This window comes from Enterococcus moraviensis ATCC BAA-383, assembly GCF_000407445.1.
GTDB lineage: Bacteria > Bacillota > Bacilli > Lactobacillales > Enterococcaceae > Enterococcus_L > Enterococcus_L moraviensis.
Map to the genome: position 1 here is coordinate 419,761 of NZ_ASWB01000001.1, position 18,621 is coordinate 438,381.

The window sequence follows — 18,621 nt, forward strand, 5'->3', positions numbered from 1 at the left end:
AGGTGCTGCGACAAAAACTAGAAAAGTTTTGTCACAGCACCTTTTTTCTAACGAATCGTTAAATCAAATTGTTCCACTAAAGCTTTCTCTACTTTTTCCATTGATTGATTGATTTCTTCGTCAACCAAAGTTGCTTCTGGATTCACAAAAGTTAGGCTATAAGCCATTGATTTTTTACCTTCAGCAATGTTATCGCCTTGGTAAACGTCAAATAAGTGAACAGATTGCAAGAATTTTCCTGCATGTTTTGAAATTGTTTCAACGAGTTCATGGCTTGTTACTGATTCACTAACGAGTAGCGCAATATCACGTGAAACGGCAGGGAATTTTGAAATTTGTTTGTACACTAACGGTTCATTTTCTTCGTCAATGATTGCTTTGAGATTCAATTCAGCTGCGTATGTTTCAGGGATTTCATATTCTTTTGCTACCGTTGGGTGAACCTGTCCAACGAATCCGATGACTGTGTCATTCAATTTCACTAAAGCTGTTCTTCCAGGATGTAGATCCTTGTTATCTTTTGTTGCCACAAAAGTAATTTTCTCAGAGATTCCAAGTGAATCAAATAAAACTTCTAACATCCCTTTGATCGTATAGAATTCAACAGGTGTCTCTTTTGTTTCCCAGTCTTTTACCGTTCTATTCCCTGATAAAACAAGACCTAAATGATTTTCTTCGTATGGTAATTCTTTTTTAGGATCATTATCTTGGTAGAATACTCGCCCTATTTCATAAAGAGCTACATTGTTATTTTTTCGAGCAACATTATAGGCTACGTCATCCAATAATCCCGAAATCAAGTTCATTCTTAAAACAGAACGTTCTTCGCTCATTGGCCATTGCAAACTTGTAGTTGCACTTTCTCTCATCATAAATTGACGAGATTTTTCTTCTGTCGTCAAAGCATAGCTGATTGCTTCACTCGCTCCACAGCCTTCCAACAGACTCTTGATTTTACGAACTAAAAGCTGTCCGCTAGTTAAGCTACCTGCCACTGTTTCACCTTTTGGCAATGTAGATGGTAAGTTATCATACCCATAAATGCGTGCTACTTCTTCGATCAAATCGGCTTCGATCGTAATATCCCAGCGTCTAGGAGGAACTGATACCGTATATTTTTCTTGATCCAGTACATAGTCAAAACCTAGTGTGTCAAAAATTTCACTGACCGTCGCTTGATCCATTTTAGTTCCTAAGTATTCATTGATTCGCGAAATCGTCACACTTACAGCAACCTCATCAAGGGTTACTTCTGAACCGACCGCTTTACCTGAAACAACGGTTCCTCCAGCTAATTTGGCGATCATTGCAGCAGCTACATCTCCTGCTTCACCAATTGTTGCATGATTGATCCCTTTTTCAAATCGGCTAGATGACTCACTACGTAAATTGAACTCTTTTGATGTTCTACGAACGGATAGTGAATTAAATAAAGCTGACTCTAAAGCTACAGTTGTTGTTTCATCAGTAATTTCTGAGTCAGCCCCACCCATAACGCCAGCCAAGGCGACAGGAACTTGCCCATTTGTAATAACGATATTCTCCTCTGATACTTTGCGTGTTTCGCCATCTAATGTGACAATTTCTTCACCTGTTTTACCACGTCTTACTAAAATATTTTTGCTCGCTAGCTTATCATAATCAAACGCATGTAACGGTTGTCCGAATAATAAAAGGATATAGTTTGTGATATCAACTACATTATTGATTGGGCGAATCCCCTCATTCATTAAACGTGTTTGCAGCCATAGTGGACTTTCAGCGATTTTCACATCTTTGATAACTCTGATTTGGTAAGCTGGTGTATCTTCTTTGTCGGTCACTTCCACAGAAATGTAATCTGCAGCAGTTTCACTTGTATCCTCTTTTAAGGGCTCATCATTAAACTTGGGTGTTTGACGGTAAATAGCCCCGACTTCGTAGGCAACACCACGCATGCTTAATGCATCAGCACGGTTTGGTGTGATCGATAATTCGATAATATGATCGTCCATATCTAAGTATGAAAAGACATCATCACCATTCACAGCGTCTTCTGGCATATAATAGATTCCATCTGAATAAGTTTTAGGAATTACATTATCTGAATACCCTAATTCTTGTAAAGAACAAATCATGCCGTTCGAAACTTCTCCACGCATTTTACCTTTTTTGATTTTTTGATTCCCTGTTATTCGAGATCCAGGTAACGCTACGATTACTTTGATCCCTTCTTTCACATTAGGTGCACCGCATACAATTTGCGATAATTCTTCTTCACCGATATCCACTTGACATATTGATAAGTGATCAGAGTTAGGATGTGGGACACATTCTTTGACCTCTCCGACCACAATTTTTTTCAAACCTTCTTCTGGTACTTCAACACCTTCAACTTCAATCCCTGTTAAAGACATTTGATCAGATAATTCTTTTGCTGAGATTTTTGATAGATCTAAATATTCACTTAACCATTTATAAGAAACTAACATCGTCGACTACTCCTTTACCTTGAACTGATTTAAGAAACGTAAATCATTTTGATAGAAATTACGAATGTCATTAACACCATAACGTAGCATTGCTACACGATCTGGGCCTAAGCCAAAAGCAAATCCTGTATACTCATTCGGGTCGATTCCTGACATAGACAAGACGTCCGGATGAACCATTCCAGCACCCAAAATCTCGATCCAACCTGTTTGCTTACAAACATTACAGCCTGCACCACCACATTTGAAGCAACTAACATCCACTTCAACGGAAGGTTCAGTAAACGGAAAATAACTTGGGCGCAGACGAATTTTACGATCTTCACCAAACATTTTCTTCATCACAACTTCTAATGTGCCTTTTAGGTCACCCATTGTAATATTTTTATCAATGACTAGCCCTTCGATTTGATGGAATTGGTGGCTATGTGTCGCATCATCTGTATCTCTACGGAAAACTTTCCCTGGAGAAATCATGCGGAGTGCCCCTTTTGAAAAATCATGTTTTTCCATCGTTCTTGCTTGTACAGGAGATGTATGGGTACGGATCAAGATCTCATCTGAGATATAAAAAGTGTCTTGCATATCACGAGCTGGGTGATCTTTTGGTAAATTCATCCGTTCAAAGTTATAATGATCAGACTCAACTTCATAGCCTTCTACAACTTGATAGCCCATTCCTACAAAAATATCTTCGATTTCTTCCATCACTTGGGATAATACATGACGAGTGCCATGTGTCATCTGTTTACCTGGCAATGTTACATCGATTGTTTCCTGTTCCAAGGCTGCATTCAACGCCTCTGTCTCTAAAATTTCCTTGCGAGTTTCAACAGCTTCAGTCAATAAATCTCGGATTTCATTGGCAAAACTCCCCACTACAGGACGCTCTTCTGCTGATAAATCTTTCATTCCTCTCAAGACTTCTGTGATTGGACCTTTTTTTCCTAGTGTTTCCACTCTGATTTGGTTTAAGGCTTTAAGATCTGCTACATTTTGAATATTTGTCAATGTTTCATCTCTTAACGCTTCTAATTGCGCTTTTAATGTCATTTTTCTAATCCTTTCTTTTGCTTGATAATAAAATTGAGTTTCAGTCTATAATTAAAAAACGATAGCTCGCTCCTCATATAAAGGAACGAGCTATCGTGTTACCATCCTACTTCATGACAAAAAATCATGCACTCAATTCTTATAACGGCTTTCACCGGTCTGAACACTTGGAACAAACAAACTCCAGAAGTGAATTTCATTTTTCGATGACGTAACCTGTTTACAGTCTATGACAGGTTTTCCCTTTTCGTATCAGCCAAATTACTCTTTTCTATCAACGTTTTTTGTTATTCAATTGATTACAGTTTACAAGAAATTAAGTCTTAGGTCAACAGCATTCTTCAGATGTGACCCATTTTTCTGCCCATTCTTGGATTTGTTCCATTGCTTGTTGCAAGTCCTTGCCTTTATTTGTGAGAAAATATTCTAGACGACTACTCTCATCGCAACGAACTGCTTTAGAGATGATCCCTTCGCCTTCTAATTCTTTCAAGCGTTCTACTAACACTCGATCGCTAAGTTCTGGGATTTTTTGTCTTAACTCACCAAATCGTTGAGGACCATTTTCCAACAAGACATCAATAATCAAACCATTCCATTTCTTCCCTAAAATCGCGAATGCTTTTTCGAACTTGGGACATAGTGAAAAATCGGTTGTTTTTACTTGCTCCATTTTCCTCACCTCGTGAACTGAGTATAGCACACAACTTACAATTTGTAAGTATATTTGCTTCTATTTTATTTCATTTTTTCAATGATTTTTTCTTCATCCATATCGATAATAATACCTGCCGATAATAATACTAACAGGACGTTATTTACTTCTTTACCTGTTGCTTGAGCTAATGCTTTTCGATATAAGTTTAACTGACCACGATAGCGTTGAATGATTTTTTTGATTTCTTGAATATTTTCGATATCTTGAACAAAATCAGTTTTATAATCGTACAGAATACACTCTTTTTCTTGTTCAACATACCCATCAATCATTCCGTGAATCAATAAATCATCTTGCGTTTCTTTTGGATAATCTTTGATCAATTCTTCCGCTTTCAATAGCATCGAAAAGGGTTGTTCTCGTACAACTTGTTTAGGATTTTCTAACAGTTTTTGTCCTAATTTCGTTTGATAGAAGGATAGAACCTGATTACTATTGATATGTTTCGCTACATTTTCTTGAATAATCTTCGCTTGAACCAGTTCGTCAATTAATTGAAGAATACTTTCTTTACTTGGTTCCATATTTAAATCCAAAAGCTGTAAGAGATAATGAGTCGCAGTTCCGATTTCTAAAGCAGATGGTTTGCGAATCGTCTCAATGAATTTAGGTTTTCCTAACTCACCATCACTTATCCGATGAACGATCATCGGAGCTGGCTGGATCGTATTTTTTTCATTCACTTCAATCTTAGCAATTTCTTTATTATCAGGATCTTCAAAAACTCGTTTAATCTCAGATACCGATTGATAATTCGTTGTTTTTGTTGAAAGTTGATAGGGATAATCGTAGTTTAACCGACTAAGACCTTCTTGTACAGCCTTTGGATCACTACTTTTAGTCGTTTCTCCCGTATTTACACCAGTATCAATGAATTGAAGTGAGGCAAATTGTTCTACAATTTCCTTTTCCGTCATAAATGAAACTGAAAAACCAGCGGAATGGTGAGTAATACCTGGAATGTTTTCAGTAATAAATTCAGTTTGAAACTCAGACATTTTCTGATGGCGAACCAAGCTCATACCTACCCAGTTCATCAAACTACTTTTCCCTTGCAGACGATTCTCACTTGGCAAGACTTTTGATTGAACATCAGCCACTTTCAGCCATTCTTTAAACGTTGCTTCTTGGTTATTATACGAACCCACAAGATAGAGTTTTTGTTCTGCACGAGTCAAGGCTACATACAATTTACGCATTTCCTCTGAAAGTAACTTCTTCAACTTCGCCTGCTTGATTGCTAGAAATGGTAATGTTTCAAAAAGCATTCGATCATTTTGATCCAAATACCGTATTCCTACACCAAGTCTATCATCAAAAATATACCGCTCATTTAGATCTCCTAGATTAAATTCTTTTGTCATGTCTAAAATAAAGACAACTGGAAATTCCAAGCCTTTACTTGCGTGGATCGTCATTACACGAACTGCATTCTCTTCACTCAAAATAACAGGTTCCGCTAGGTCTTTATCTTTTTCTTGCATTTTTTCAATGAAGCGAACAAATTGAAACAACCCACGAAAACTTGTTTGTTCATAACTAGCCGCTCGATCAACAAGTGCAAATAAATTGGCCTGTCTTTGTTTTCCAGCTGCCATCCCACCGACATAGTCTAAATACGCAGTATCTTGATAAATCTGCCAAATAAGAGTAGCTAACTGATTTCGTCTAGCAAGTTCTCGCCATTGTTCAAGTAATTCTGAAAAATGTATCGTTTTTTCTTTTAGCGCTTGTTCTGAAACTTCTTTAGGCTCCATTTGATTAAACGTTAAAAAGGCTTCATAGTAGGAACTCTTTTTGGCAGCCAAACGAATTGTAACTAATTCATTTTCTTTTAACCCTACTATTGGTGAGCGTAGTACCGCAGCTAATGGGATATCTTGATACGGATTATCAATGATTTGTAAAAGTGCAACCATTGTTTGTACTTCTGTTGCTTGAAAATAATTCTGAGCATCGTTTACTTGGATCGGAATACCAGCCTGTTTAAATATTTCTAAAATGGTCAAATTATTTTTCTTTGTTGGTGTCAACAGTACAATATCTTGATACATCAGCGGACGATTTTCTTTTGTTGCTTTATCATAAATCAGAAATTTTTTATCGATCAATTCTCTGATTTTTAACGCTGTCATGTGTAATTCGCCTTCTGTTTTATCTTCTAAAATCAGTTGTGAATCATCTAAAATAAGGGGTTCTTCCAATTGCTCTGATTTTTTTTCATAAATTAACAGTTCTGTGTCATAGTTTTCCGCTTCTTCAAATTGATCAAATCCATGGACCAATTGGGCAGCTTCATCATAGGCAATTTGACCAACACGTTCATCCATCAACTGTTCAAAAACAAGATTGGTAAAATCCAACACATTTTTTCTTGAACGAAAATTTTCGGCCAAAATGATTCTTTTACCCTCTTTATTTTGTCCATATTGATTATATTTTTCGATGAATAATGTTGGATCAGCTAAACGGAAGGAATAGATGGACTGCTTGACATCTCCAACCATAAATAAGTTTCCTTCTTCAGCCAATGGCTTTCGTAGCCAATACAAAATTGTTTCTTGCAACCGATTGACATCTTGATATTCATCGACCAAAACTTCATCGAATTTCTCACGGTAGTACTTAGAAGCTTCCGTTTCAAACCATTTTCCATCCACTTTTTTTGTAAGGATATTCAAAGTGAAATGCTCTAGATCATTGAAATCAACAAGTCCTTTTTTTAATTTCTGTGTACTGTAGGCATTGATAAATGCATTTCCAACTTGGGCCATCTCTTCAACTAGTGGGCGAGCTTGTTCCAAAATTGTTTTCATTTGCTCTGGTGACAATGTAAACAGATTTGCCAAAATATCATTAACGGCTTTTTTATTTTGTTCTCGTAAATTTTTTGCTTGAACGGCTGTTTCTTTCAATTCTTCGACGCGGACAGTAGGATACCGTTCAAACTTAACCGTTTTTGAAATGTCATATCCAGATTCTAAATCATTATCGGCCAATTGACTACTGAACGTTTCTACGAATTCTTTTTCGTTTCGCGCAAGATCCGCGATTTTCGACAGTTTTTCTTCTCCTTCAGTTAAACGGATCATTTCTTCATATCGATCCACACAACGCAATAAACTTTCCATAACTTGTGGCTTAAGAAAATCTTGAAATAGTGCTGAATCTCCTAATTGCCCTTTTATTGTATAGCTATCAGCAAGATGAGCCAACCATTCTTTCGGATCAGGATTAGCACGAGCAAATTCATACAATGAAAAAATCAGTCGAGTCAAACCGTCATCACTGCGGTCATTTGAAAAATTGCTCGTCAGTTGATAGAATGCTTCTTCGTTTTCAGCATAAAACTTTTCTCTCAAATCATCCCAAACATCTTCTTTTAACAGCAGCATTTCGGTTTCGTCGGTCAGCAAACGAAAGACAGGATCCATATCGATCAAATAATAAAAGCGTCGGATCACAGTCAAACAAAACGCATGTAAGGTGCTAATGTTCGCTGTCGGGAGTAACGTCAATTGATGAATAAAATGTTGCTTTTTCTCAGGTTCACTTTCACTAGTGATTGCTTTTTGTAATGCGACTTGAATTCTTTCTTTCATCTCTTTGGCTGCAGCTTCTGTGTATGTCACAATCAATAAACGATCGATATCCACACCACTTTTAAGCTTCTCAATCACTCTTCGAACAAGGACGGTGGTTTTTCCAGAACCTGCCGAAGCAGAAACCAATATATTTTCATCACCATCGAACACCGCTTGCCATTGATTATCTGTGAATTGTTCATTTTCGGGGCGTAACGGGATAGTTTTACTCATCAATTGTTCCTCCTTCCTGCTCATTTTCAAGCAAACGATCCATCACTTCTTTTTTAGATAGTGTTTCAATTCGGTTATAATTATTTTCTTTCAGCATAACATCAAAGTTACATACACTTCTAAAAGGACAAAAACGACACGCAATGCGTTCTTTACCTTGGTATGCCGGATTCAACTCAATTTCACCACTCGTGACTTTATTCCCTGCTTCCACAAACTTGTTGCGGTTGTGCGCTAATAATGCATCTAGCTCAGGCTCTGTTACAAATTTGTCTTCTTGTCTACGCCCTGGCTTGATAAGTTCCTTAGCAGACTCTTCTATCGGAAAAATGAGTGAGCTTTGCTTTGCTTCTAAACTTCTGTCTAAATTTTCAAGTAAAACGGGATCATTTAATAACAATCCATCAAATTGAAACTTCTTGATCAGTTGTTGTTCTTTTTTATCCTCTGTCTCATACGGCAGAATCGGATTATGAACGTGAAGGTAAAATGAACCTGCTGGTTTGGCCGATTGTCCTACTAAATTTACTGCGTCCATCAAGGCAACATCTAAATACGTCAGCATTTGCATAGCGAGTCCATAATAAGCTTCTGTAATGTTAAATTTCTTATGACTAGATTTATAATCAACGACACCTAAATATAAAGAATCTGGTGTGACTAATTGGTCTAAACGGTCAATTTTACCTCTCACACTAATATTCCCACCATTTTTTAGTGGTAACTCCAATCCTTTGATTCCCTTTTGACTTGCAATTTGACCAAACAAAACCTCAGTCTGAACGGTAGTCATTCCACTGCGTTCACTTTGACGTTTTAAAGCCCAACTTACTTTTTTGATTGTTTGACCAAGCTGATATCGAATATAATTCATCCGACTTGACGTATCTAAGATTGAGAATTTTATCTCTCCAAACACAGCATTTAGGACTTGTTCAGTGAATTCGCTGACTTCTCGATCGCTTAACTCTGATAGTTGTTTCTTTTGCATGATTAGTAATTTAAAAAACTGATCTAGCGCTTCATGGAAAAAATCACCAGTAGCAGCAGGTGTCAACCCAAAAACATCTCGTTCTTTTAAGCCCAACCCAAAACGCGTAAAGTATTGATACTGACAGCGATAGAAACTTTCCATCCTTGAAACAGAAGTATAAATATTTTTTGTATATAATTCGTCTGCTAAGTGTTCCTGTAAATTTTCTGGAAGGTTTTGGTGGCCTAGACTTTCGAATACATGTCTTGCTAGAGTGCCTTGATCTTGTTTCATCAATTCACGTTCTAACACCAACCAAAAATCTAGAATTCCTTCCTGTGTCTCTCGTTTTTGTCGTTTCAAATTGGTTAGATCACTAATCAGTGTTCGATACGTACCCACATGCGCTAAACTTACTTGTTCATCATCAAAAATCGTTAAAGTATTTCTCTGTTGGATAGCCACTCCAAGATCTTTTTGAATATTGCTTAAATACGTAGAAATCTTAACATCTTTCGCCGTATCTTTCACGCTTGGATAAGACAAATATAAGTGTTCCGTTGCCGAAGCGAATAAGATATAGGCATTAAAAGGTTCCTTTGCAATATTTTTTCTCGTATCATTCGACAAAAATTGACCTTCATCCAAATAGCCATTAACAAATTGGCGTTCCTCATCAGAAAGAAGGGTTTTATTCTCAAATTTTTGTGGTAAAACTTGGTCTGTTAACCCAATTGCGAATACGACTTTTGCCTGTCCTGGTCGTGCAAGATCAATCGCACGTACTTGTACTTGATCAATAGCAGTCGGTACCTTGTTATACCGTAATCCTTCTAATCCACTGGAAAAAATCTCTTCAAACGAAGTCAAATCAAAGGTTTCATTCCCGTAGATCGTTACATATTCATCTAATAATGTCATTAAAGCTTCCCACGTTTGTTCATGGTTGCGTGCGGTTTCTAACTGACCGCGATCAATCGCTTGATTACGCCACATCATCAATTGTTTTTCTACTCCATTATTCACTAAAAAGCGATAAAAATAATCCGCTGCATCTATTCCCTTTTCTGCTTTTTGAATCTGTTCAAAAAATGCTGGTACTGTTTGTTGGATCATTCTTCGAACGGCATTTGAATCCTTTTCAATCAACTCAGTATCATCTTGTTGCTCTGCTTCAAAATCATAGCGAATGAAATGCCAGTCTTTGTCTTTTTCCCAATGATACCCTTCATAACCATAAGCCAAAACAACATTTTCAGCAACATCAATTTTACGACGCCATTCATCGCGTTGAACCTGCCATTTATCAATTGTAACTTGGTCATCGAGCGGGAAAAATAATTCTGTTCTCAAAAATCGCAATACATCTCGATAGCGATAGTGATACGCATGAATCGCAAATAAAGACTGAATAAATTCTACCAAAGGATGTTGTTCCATCGCCATATCCCGATCTAAGTAAACTGGAATTTCATGCATCGAAAAGAGAGGTTCGATCATCGTTTCATAACTATCTAGCTCACGCATCAATAACTGAATATCTTTATAACGATACTTCTCTTCAACTACTAATCGTCTAATCTCTTTAGCGATATGATTGATTTCTTCTTTGGGATTTTCAGCACACCAAAACTCTAGGTGCCCATCAGCGATTTTTTGCTCTCCCCTTTTAGGATGTTTTTCTTGCGCTTCAATCCAATACTCACCAAGTGTTTGTAGGCTTTTATTAGCAACCAATAGTTTCGTATTTTCAACATGGTCAGGTAATATAGGAACATTGGCATTTCTAGCTAATTGATATAACTTATGATAGGTTGTACCTGTTTCATAAAATAAGTTCATTAAAGAGGGCAATTCATTGGGGTATTTTTTATCTAGGACTAAAGAAATTTTAACCTCTCCGCCTCGGCGCATAAGTGTATCCAACAACTTTAACTCTCTAGCTGAAAAATTAGCATAGCCATTGATTACAAATAAAACATTGCTTAGATCTTTAGTTTCTAAATAGTCTGTTAAATAATTGATGATCTCTGCAGATTTTATTCCATACTGGTTCATTGTTTCTTCAAATTTTGAAAAAACCAATTTAATATCTTGAACTTTTAATTGTAGATCTTGTTCTTTACTATCTGAATTAGGATTTGACAACTGACCAAATAACTCATCTAAGTCAACATTTCCTTCTTTCATCTCCTGATATAAATCAAACAGTTGTTGAATGAATCCTGATTTATTTACTTCTCCACGAAAAACGTTCAACGACTCTTCATTTTCCGATAAAATTTTTCTAAAAACCATCGCAGCTCCAGCTTCAGTAAGAATCTCTGAGCTATAGTACTGCGTATGTTGTAAAAAGTACCACGCCAAACGATAAAAACTGAAAACTTGAAAACGCATGGTTGCAATCGAATCTGTATCTTTTTCTTGGATAGTTTTGATTCGTTTTAATGCGTTAATTTCTTGTTCAAATTTCATATGGTTCGGTACTAAATAGAAAACCTCATGGGCTTCATTTTCAGACAACCACTGAACAGAAGACTGTAAAAGTGCTTCTTCTAAATCCATATCAGCAGTTCCACGGATAAATTGTAGACTCATTCTGTCACATCCTTTATAAATATCTCGTTCTCTTAGTTTATCATAAAACCACCTTAATTACGGCTAATACTCATCCAACAAAAAAAGCCTCTTAATTAAAAGAGAACTTTTTTGATTTGCCATTAATAAAGAAAAAGGCTAAATTGTTCCAAAACGATTTAGTGGCCAAAGGACAAATTTTACATCACCAAGTATCTTATCTTTACTGATGAAACCGATCATTCGTCCATCCTTTGAATTTCGACGATTATCCCCCATTACAAAATATTGACCATCTGGCACTTTAGTCTCACCAGTCACTTCATTTAAAGTAAAGTCAAACGTCAATGGTAACCCGTCAGTCAAGGCTTCCTTGAATTCATTTAAATAAGGTTCTTTTACTTCTTTATCATTGATATACAAAACATCGTCTCTGTACTCGATCGTATCTCCAGGTAACCCGATAACCCGCTTGATATAATTCTTCTTGGGTTCATCTGGCGCAGGAAATGTTACGATATCAAACCGTTTGATTTCGGTATTTTTTAATGCAATAACACGCTCACCATCTGCTAATGTTGGATCCATAGAGTGCCCCTTGACTACAACAGGCGTAAACACGAATTGTCTTAATAAAAATAACAATGCGGCTAAACCAACAAAAAATAATATTGTATGTAATAACTCTTTAGATTTCAAATTCATTCCTCCAAAAAACTTGCTTTCTATAGTTTACCACAGACTATCAAATTTCTACAGAATTCTTTTCTTTTTAAGAAAAGTTTTAAGTCAGCGCTTAATAACTTACACGTTTAGCTATTCATTAATAAAAGAGGGTGGCACATAACTTTCGTTACATTCCAACCTCAAGGAGTCCGCATAAATGTAAGAGCCAACGTAATTATTTCGAGGACAATCACTACTGTCCCACTCTTTTTCTTGCAGTTATTTATTTTTCAGTTCAAAAGAGCCAAGTTCCGATAACGTATGTCCGTCAAAGTCATCCACATCACTCAGCTGAATTTTATAAGTTGACGTTTTGTCTACAGCACTTAGATCAAATGAAACAGTAAATTCTCCAGTTTCAAGATCAAAATCAAAGCTTGAAATATCAATCTTAACACCGTCTTTATAAATATCGATCCCTGGCGTCTTACCAACACCATCTTCAAAACTAAATATTTCTGGATTAGAAAAAGTAAACTTAGCTGTTGTTTGTAACGCATCATTGCTTATTCGAATATTTTCTAAATTGTTGATGTTAGTAACCTCTGTATCAGCAGTTTGAGTTAATGGTTTATAATCAATTTTAAACGTCCAATCACCAGTGTATTCCAGAGCATTGCTCACAGAAAAACTACTATCTGTTAAAGAAGCTTCGATAAATGCTTGGTCAAGTTCATCCGCATCTTGCCAATTGAGTTTATAGATATGCAGGGTAAGGTTAGCATCCTCTGGAATATCATCACGATTAAGTGTTGCCACAACAGAACCATAAAATGTATCTCCATCTACGCGAAAACTAGACTCATAGACCCCGCCACCACGTATATCCTCTTTGTCGCCATCTGCAAAAAGACCTATTTCAATGTCTTGATAGTTTGTTGCCAACTTTTTGAATTGTCTATCAGGAGAACTTTGTTTCTTCAACAACTCTTTCAATTTTTCATCGTCCAATTTAAATTGATAATCAAATGCAAACTTTTTTTTGGTTGAAACAAATTTGGTTAGTTTGATTTCTCGTCCATTTTGAATACTAGTTAAATCAAGTTTAGTCTGAATCCCCTGACTTTCAACAGTTTGAACACCTGAATCACGGCTTATCCCAAACACATTTTCAATCGCTGATCCAATTGGGGTTTTGGTAACTAAAATGAGTCCCGCAATCGCTGCGACGAGCACTGTAAGTGCAATTTTTTTCTTACGATTTTGTTTAAAGATTCTTTGCTCCTGCTTTATTTTTCTATTTAATATATCTTCACGATTACGGGTTATTTTCTCCATCACTTCATCTGGGATTTCTTTTTCATTTTTGATAATATCGATCATTTTTTTATCCATTATGTTGTTCCTCCAATATCGCTTTTAATTGTAATCTACCTCTTGCCAGTCTAGTTTTAACTGTATTTGTCGACATCTTTAGCTGTTCAGAGATTTCTTTGATACTAAATCCTGCATAATAGTATAAAACTAGTGGAATTCTATATATTTCTGATAATCGATTTAATTCTTGATCTAACTGACCCGTTGCATAACTATCTTCCGTTGTTTTTCCATGTCTTTCTTCAAATTCAATTACTTCCACCCGTTTTTTTAAAATATCTTTTGCACTATTGATCATAATTCTAAAAATCCAAGTATTAAATGCTCCTTCATTTTTGATTTTAGTTATTTTTTGCCATGCACGAATTTCGGTTTCCTGCAGACAATCAGCTACATCCGCATCATTTAAAAGTAGTTTGTATGCTGAATTGTATAAAACCTCCTGGTACATCTCACAAAGTGTTATAAAGGCCTTTGCATCCCCTATTTTGGCTCGTTTTACCAACTTGATTTGCAAATCTTTTTCCATATATCCCTTTAACTCCTTATCTTTTCCGGATACTTATTAGACGGTTATTTTGCTTAAAAGGTTTCAAACAAATTTAATTTATTTTATGTATTTATCTAAAAAAAAACAGACCAAAGAACAATCCTCTCGATTATTCTTTGGTAATAGGTTAATTAAAACAACACTCTGCTTAATCTGGTACTATTGCAAATGTGCGCACAGGAAATCCTGGAGCATTTAATATGTTTGGAAAACTTGTTATAATAATGCTTCCTACTGGTGGAAGTTGGGCTAAATTACACATTACTTCGACTTGATATTTGTTTTGTTTGAGCCAATAATACTCTCCCAATAATCCCTTATTTTTTCTAACATCAGCAGCACTATCAGTATCTAATGTCTCATGTCCAATTGCAGTAACATTACGTACTTCGCTAAGATATTTTAATGCCTCTAGACTCCAACCTGGTGTATGTGCAAGCCCTTTTTCGTCTTGATTATAATAATCCTCCAACGACTCCCAACGACTAGACCAACCACTTGAAAATGCCACAAAGGAGTCTTCTGGTAATGGACCAAATTCCTGTTCAAATACTAGGATATCTTTTTTTGTAATACAATAGTCGTTATTTAGCTCAACGTCTTCTTCCTTATGAATAACATATAATGGCAAGACAAGCTCTTTTAACTCTAACTGATGTAAATAGCGTTTTCCCTGAGCGAAATGGATTGGTGCATCAATGTGGGTGCTATATTGTGTAGGGAGTGTATATTCTTTAGCAAAGAAACCATCTTCTTTGATCTGAAATAATGTTTTTTCCCGTGATGCGTTAAATGCGTTAAAACGCGGAATCTCCTCATGAATCTCATGACTAAGATCAATCCATTTTCTTTCTTTTAAATAATTCATTGCGTCCAATGTATTCATACTTTTCCTCCAAATTTATCCATTCGTTAGCTAGATTTTGATAATAATCTAACTTAATTACTAATATACAAGAAAAATAGATGACTGTACACGAAACATTTGATAAACTGAAGAGAAACAGAATGGACAAAGGAGGTCTACCATCATGTTTATTTCATATGGCATGTTTATTGGTTTAATTATAGCAACAATCATTATGATCGCATTGATCATCTACCTAACATTTACAGGTGGCAATAACAAATCTAAATCACGTCACTTAAAGGCACATCAAGCTGAAGAAGCAGCTAAGGAACGTTTAGCACAAAATGATACTTCTCAATCAACTAATCAATATTTTGAACCAGAGATTTCACCGAACCAAGACGAATTTAGATCTGAGTGGGAAAAAGAAAATCATTCTTACCAAGAACCTCATTCTGAACATACTATTGAGGAGGATGATCCATTAAGGATTCTTCCTTACCCTAAAGACAATGACTTTAAATAGTAACCAATCAAAAAGAGGGTGGGATATAACATTATATGTTATATCCCACCCTCTTTTTTACCTTTTATCGGTATTACAGACGTGCATTCAATTCTTTTGCTAAGTCTTCAAAACCTGGTTTGCCAAGTAATGCAAACATATTCTTTTTGTATGCTTCTACACCTTCTTGGTCAAATGGGTTCACACCATTTAAATAACCAGAAATTCCAACAGCGATTTCAAAGAAATACATTACATATCCCAATGAATAAGCATCCATTGCAGGGATTTTTACGATCATATTTGGTACGCCACCATCTGTGTGAGCAAGTAATGTTCCTTCAAATGCTTTTGTATTTACAAAATCGATTTCTTTTCCTTGTAAATAACCTAAGCCATCTAAGTCTTCTGTTAATTCTGGAATCGACACAACATGTCTTGGCGTATCAACTTTTACGACTGTTTCAAATAAGTTACGCATTCCATCTTGAACGTATTGTCCCATAGAATGTAAATCAGTCGAGAAATCTGCTGCTGCTGGGAAGATTCCTTTTTGATCCTTACCTTCTGATTCACCGAATAATTGTTTCCACCACTCAGAGAAATAATGCATCCCTGGTTCGTAGTTAATCAACATTTCAGTTGTTTTTCCTTTACGGTATAAGATATTTCTCAACGCAGCATATTGATATGCTTGATTTTTACTTAAATCAGTTGTTGAAGCATATTCTTTACGTGCATCATTAGCCCCTGTCATTAAGGCATCAATGTCGCCACCACTAACAGCAATTGGTAACAAACCAACTGGCGTCAATACAGTGAAACGTCCACCAACATCATCAGGAATCACGAATGTTTCCCAACCTTGCGCATCCGCTTCAACTTTAACAGCGCCTTTAGCACGGTCAGTTGTGGCATAGATACGTTTGTTTGCTTCTTCTTTACCATATTTTTTGATCAATAATTCTTTAAATACTCTAAATGCGATAGCAGGCTCAGTCGTTGTACCTGATTTTGAAATCACATTTACTGAGAAGTCACGGTCACCAATAACATTGATCAAATCAGCTAAGTATGTTGAGCTGATACTATTTCCTGCAAAGAAAACTTGCGGTGTTTTTCTTTCATCTGCTGGTAATAGGTTATTAAATGAATGATGTAAAAATTCAATTGCTGCTCTTGCGCCTAAGTACGAACCACCAATACCAATTACAACTAAAACTTCTGAATCAGATTGGATTTTTTCAGCCGCCTTTTTAATACGAGCAAATTCATCTTTATCATAATTTTCTGGTAGATCGATCCAACCAGTAAAATCACTTCCAGCTCCTGTTCCTTCTCTTAATGCTTTGTCTACTGCAGTCACTTGAGTCTGCATGTACTCCAATTCATGATCAGCAACAAATGGTGTCAAATTGGAATAATCAAATTGAATGTGTGACATTCCGTCTCCTCCTTGAAATTAAACTTAATACAGTATCTACTTTACGTTCTTTTCATGCTTTTTTCAAGCAAATTATGACCGTCTGTACCAATTTTATTTTAATTCATTTAAAATGGCCATTTTATAACACAAAATTAGAAAGTTTTCAATAAAAATGAAGAATGATCGTGACCTCTATTTCACGATTATTCTTCATTTTTTTCTAAAAAAATATTTTTAGTAAAACAAACGATTGAATTAAACTAAACCTTGGCTAAACATTGCTTTAGCAACCTTTTCAAATCCTGCAATGTTGGCACCTAACACAAAATTATTTTCTGCATCATATTTTTTAGCAGTATCACGACATGTTTCATAAATATTTCTCATGATGTCATCTAACATCCCATCCACTTTTTCGAATGACCAAGACAAGCGTTCTGAGTTTTGACTCATCTCTAATGCTGAAACAGCTACCCCACCAGCATTAGCAGCTTTACCTGGACAATACAAGACACCTGCCTTTTCAAGTATTGCAACTGCATCTAACGTACATGGCATATTTGCACCCTCAGCTACGACTTTGACACCGTTTTTTACTAAAAGCTCCGCTTGTTTTTCGTTGATTTCATTTTGAGTCGCACATGGTAGGGCAATATCATAAGCTACTTCAAAGTCCCACACTGATTGACCATCGTAATATTTCGCATCTGAATGTGTCTCAACATATTTAGAAATACGTTCACGATTTTTTTCTTTAAGCTCTTTGACCAACTCAACATCGATTCCATTTGGATCATAAACAAAGCCACTTGAATCAGAGCAAGTCAGAACTGTTGCGCCTAATTCTTTTGCCTTCTCCATTGCGTAGATCGACACGTTCCCACTACCTGATACAACAACTTTTTTGCCTTCAAATGAGTCGTTTGAATCTTTCAATAGATGTTTAACAAAGTAAACACAGCCATAGCCTGTCGCTTCTGTCCTTGCCTGACTTCCCCAATACCCTAATGGTTTACCTGTAAGAACACCTGCGTCATAATTTCTCAAACGTTTATACATCCCGAATAAGTAACCAATCTCTCTGGCGCCAACTCCAATATCCCCGGCTGGTACATCCGTACTTGGCCCAATATGTTTTTGTAATTCAGTCATAAAGCTCTGACAAAAACGCATGACTTCAGCATCTGATTTTCCTTTTGGATCAAAATCACTTCCACCTTTGCCACCACCAATCGGTAGGCCTGTCAAACTGTTTTTAAAGATTTGTTCAAATGCCAAGAACTTCATAACACTTAGATTCACGCTAGGGTGAAACCGTAAGCCACCTTTATACGGCCCGATTGCAGAGTTATATTGTACTCGATAACCACGATTGACTTGCCAGTTGCCTTTGTCATCTTGCCAAGGTACTCTAAATTGTAAGATTCTTTCTGGTTCAATCAGGACTCCTAAAATATTGGCTTCAATGAATGCAGGATTTTCTTTCAAAAATACTTCAACCGTTGGTAAAAATTCATCGACAGCTTGCAAGTATTCTACTTGCCCTCGATCATTTTCATGAATCTTTTTTTGAATCTCTTCCACGTACTGTTTTGCTTCCATCTAATCACCCTCTCATTGTTATAATCCTATTTTAA

At 36.2% G+C, this 18,621-nt stretch carries 12 protein-coding genes and 1 other annotated feature; of the genes, 1 reads left to right on the forward strand and 11 read right to left on the reverse strand.

Annotated features, from left to right (window positions below; genetic code table 11):
- Window positions 1-47 precede the first annotated feature (47 nt).
- From pheT to I586_RS02060, 9 genes are all read right to left on the reverse strand, one after another.
- Window positions 48-2,471, reverse strand: coding sequence for a phenylalanine--tRNA ligase subunit beta (pheT, locus tag I586_RS02020; protein ID WP_010764840.1), 2,424 nt, complete (start codon window positions 2,469-2,471; stop codon window positions 48-50).
- Window positions 2,472-2,477: 6 nt separating this feature from the next.
- Entirely contained in the window at window positions 2,478-3,524 is a 1,047-nt protein-coding gene (gene pheS, locus I586_RS02025) for a phenylalanine--tRNA ligase subunit alpha (protein WP_010764839.1), read from the reverse strand.
- A gap of 78 nt (window positions 3,525-3,602) precedes the next feature.
- Window positions 3,603-3,811: a binding site (T-box leader), on the reverse strand.
- Window positions 3,812-3,852: 41 nt separating this feature from the next.
- Window positions 3,853-4,197, reverse strand: a complete 345-nt coding sequence (locus I586_RS02030) for a winged helix-turn-helix transcriptional regulator (RefSeq protein WP_010764838.1) — start codon at window positions 4,195-4,197, stop codon at window positions 3,853-3,855.
- 65 nt (window positions 4,198-4,262) lie between these two features.
- Window positions 4,263-8,060 (reverse strand): helicase-exonuclease AddAB subunit AddA, encoded by a 3,798-nt coding sequence (gene addA / locus I586_RS02035; RefSeq protein WP_010764837.1) that lies wholly within the window; start codon window positions 8,058-8,060, stop codon window positions 4,263-4,265.
- On the reverse strand, window positions 8,053-11,631 hold the full coding sequence (locus I586_RS02040; RefSeq protein ID WP_010764836.1) for a PD-(D/E)XK nuclease family protein: 3,579 nt from the start codon (window positions 11,629-11,631) through the stop codon (window positions 8,053-8,055). Before I586_RS02040 ends, addA begins: the two co-directional genes overlap by 8 nt.
- 138 nt (window positions 11,632-11,769) lie before the next feature.
- Window positions 11,770-12,315, reverse strand: a complete 546-nt coding sequence (lepB, locus tag I586_RS02045) for a signal peptidase I (protein ID WP_034701387.1) — start codon at window positions 12,313-12,315, stop codon at window positions 11,770-11,772.
- Between the two features lie 240 nt (window positions 12,316-12,555).
- Window positions 12,556-13,671 (reverse strand): hypothetical protein, encoded by a 1,116-nt coding sequence (locus I586_RS02050; RefSeq protein ID WP_010764834.1) that lies wholly within the window; start codon window positions 13,669-13,671, stop codon window positions 12,556-12,558.
- The gene (locus I586_RS02055; protein WP_010764833.1) at window positions 13,664-14,182 is read right to left on the reverse strand and encodes an RNA polymerase sigma factor; all 519 of its coding nucleotides are present in this window, start codon (window positions 14,180-14,182) and stop codon (window positions 13,664-13,666) included. The genes I586_RS02050 and I586_RS02055 overlap by 8 nt, the downstream gene beginning before the upstream one ends.
- 169 nt (window positions 14,183-14,351) lie before the next feature.
- Window positions 14,352-15,089: a cyclase family protein gene (locus I586_RS02060; RefSeq protein WP_010764832.1), complete on the reverse strand. Its 738-nt coding sequence runs from the start codon at window positions 15,087-15,089 to the stop codon at window positions 14,352-14,354.
- A 145-nt stretch (window positions 15,090-15,234) separates the two neighbouring features.
- On the opposite strand from I586_RS02060, the gene I586_RS02065 reads away from it, so the two are divergent.
- Window positions 15,235-15,579: a hypothetical protein gene (locus tag I586_RS02065; protein ID WP_010764831.1), complete on the forward strand. Its 345-nt coding sequence runs from the start codon at window positions 15,235-15,237 to the stop codon at window positions 15,577-15,579.
- 73 nt (window positions 15,580-15,652) lie between these two features.
- Here the strand turns inward: I586_RS02065 and I586_RS02070 are convergent, their stop codons facing one another.
- Both I586_RS02070 and gdhA read right to left on the reverse strand, forming a co-directional pair.
- Window positions 15,653-17,002 (reverse strand): glucose-6-phosphate isomerase, encoded by a 1,350-nt coding sequence (locus tag I586_RS02070; protein ID WP_010764830.1) that lies wholly within the window; start codon window positions 17,000-17,002, stop codon window positions 15,653-15,655.
- A 237-nt stretch (window positions 17,003-17,239) separates the two neighbouring features.
- Window positions 17,240-18,586, reverse strand: coding sequence for an NADP-specific glutamate dehydrogenase (gene gdhA / locus I586_RS02075; RefSeq protein ID WP_010764829.1), 1,347 nt, complete (start codon window positions 18,584-18,586; stop codon window positions 17,240-17,242).
- Between the last annotated feature and the right edge of the window lie 35 nt (window positions 18,587-18,621).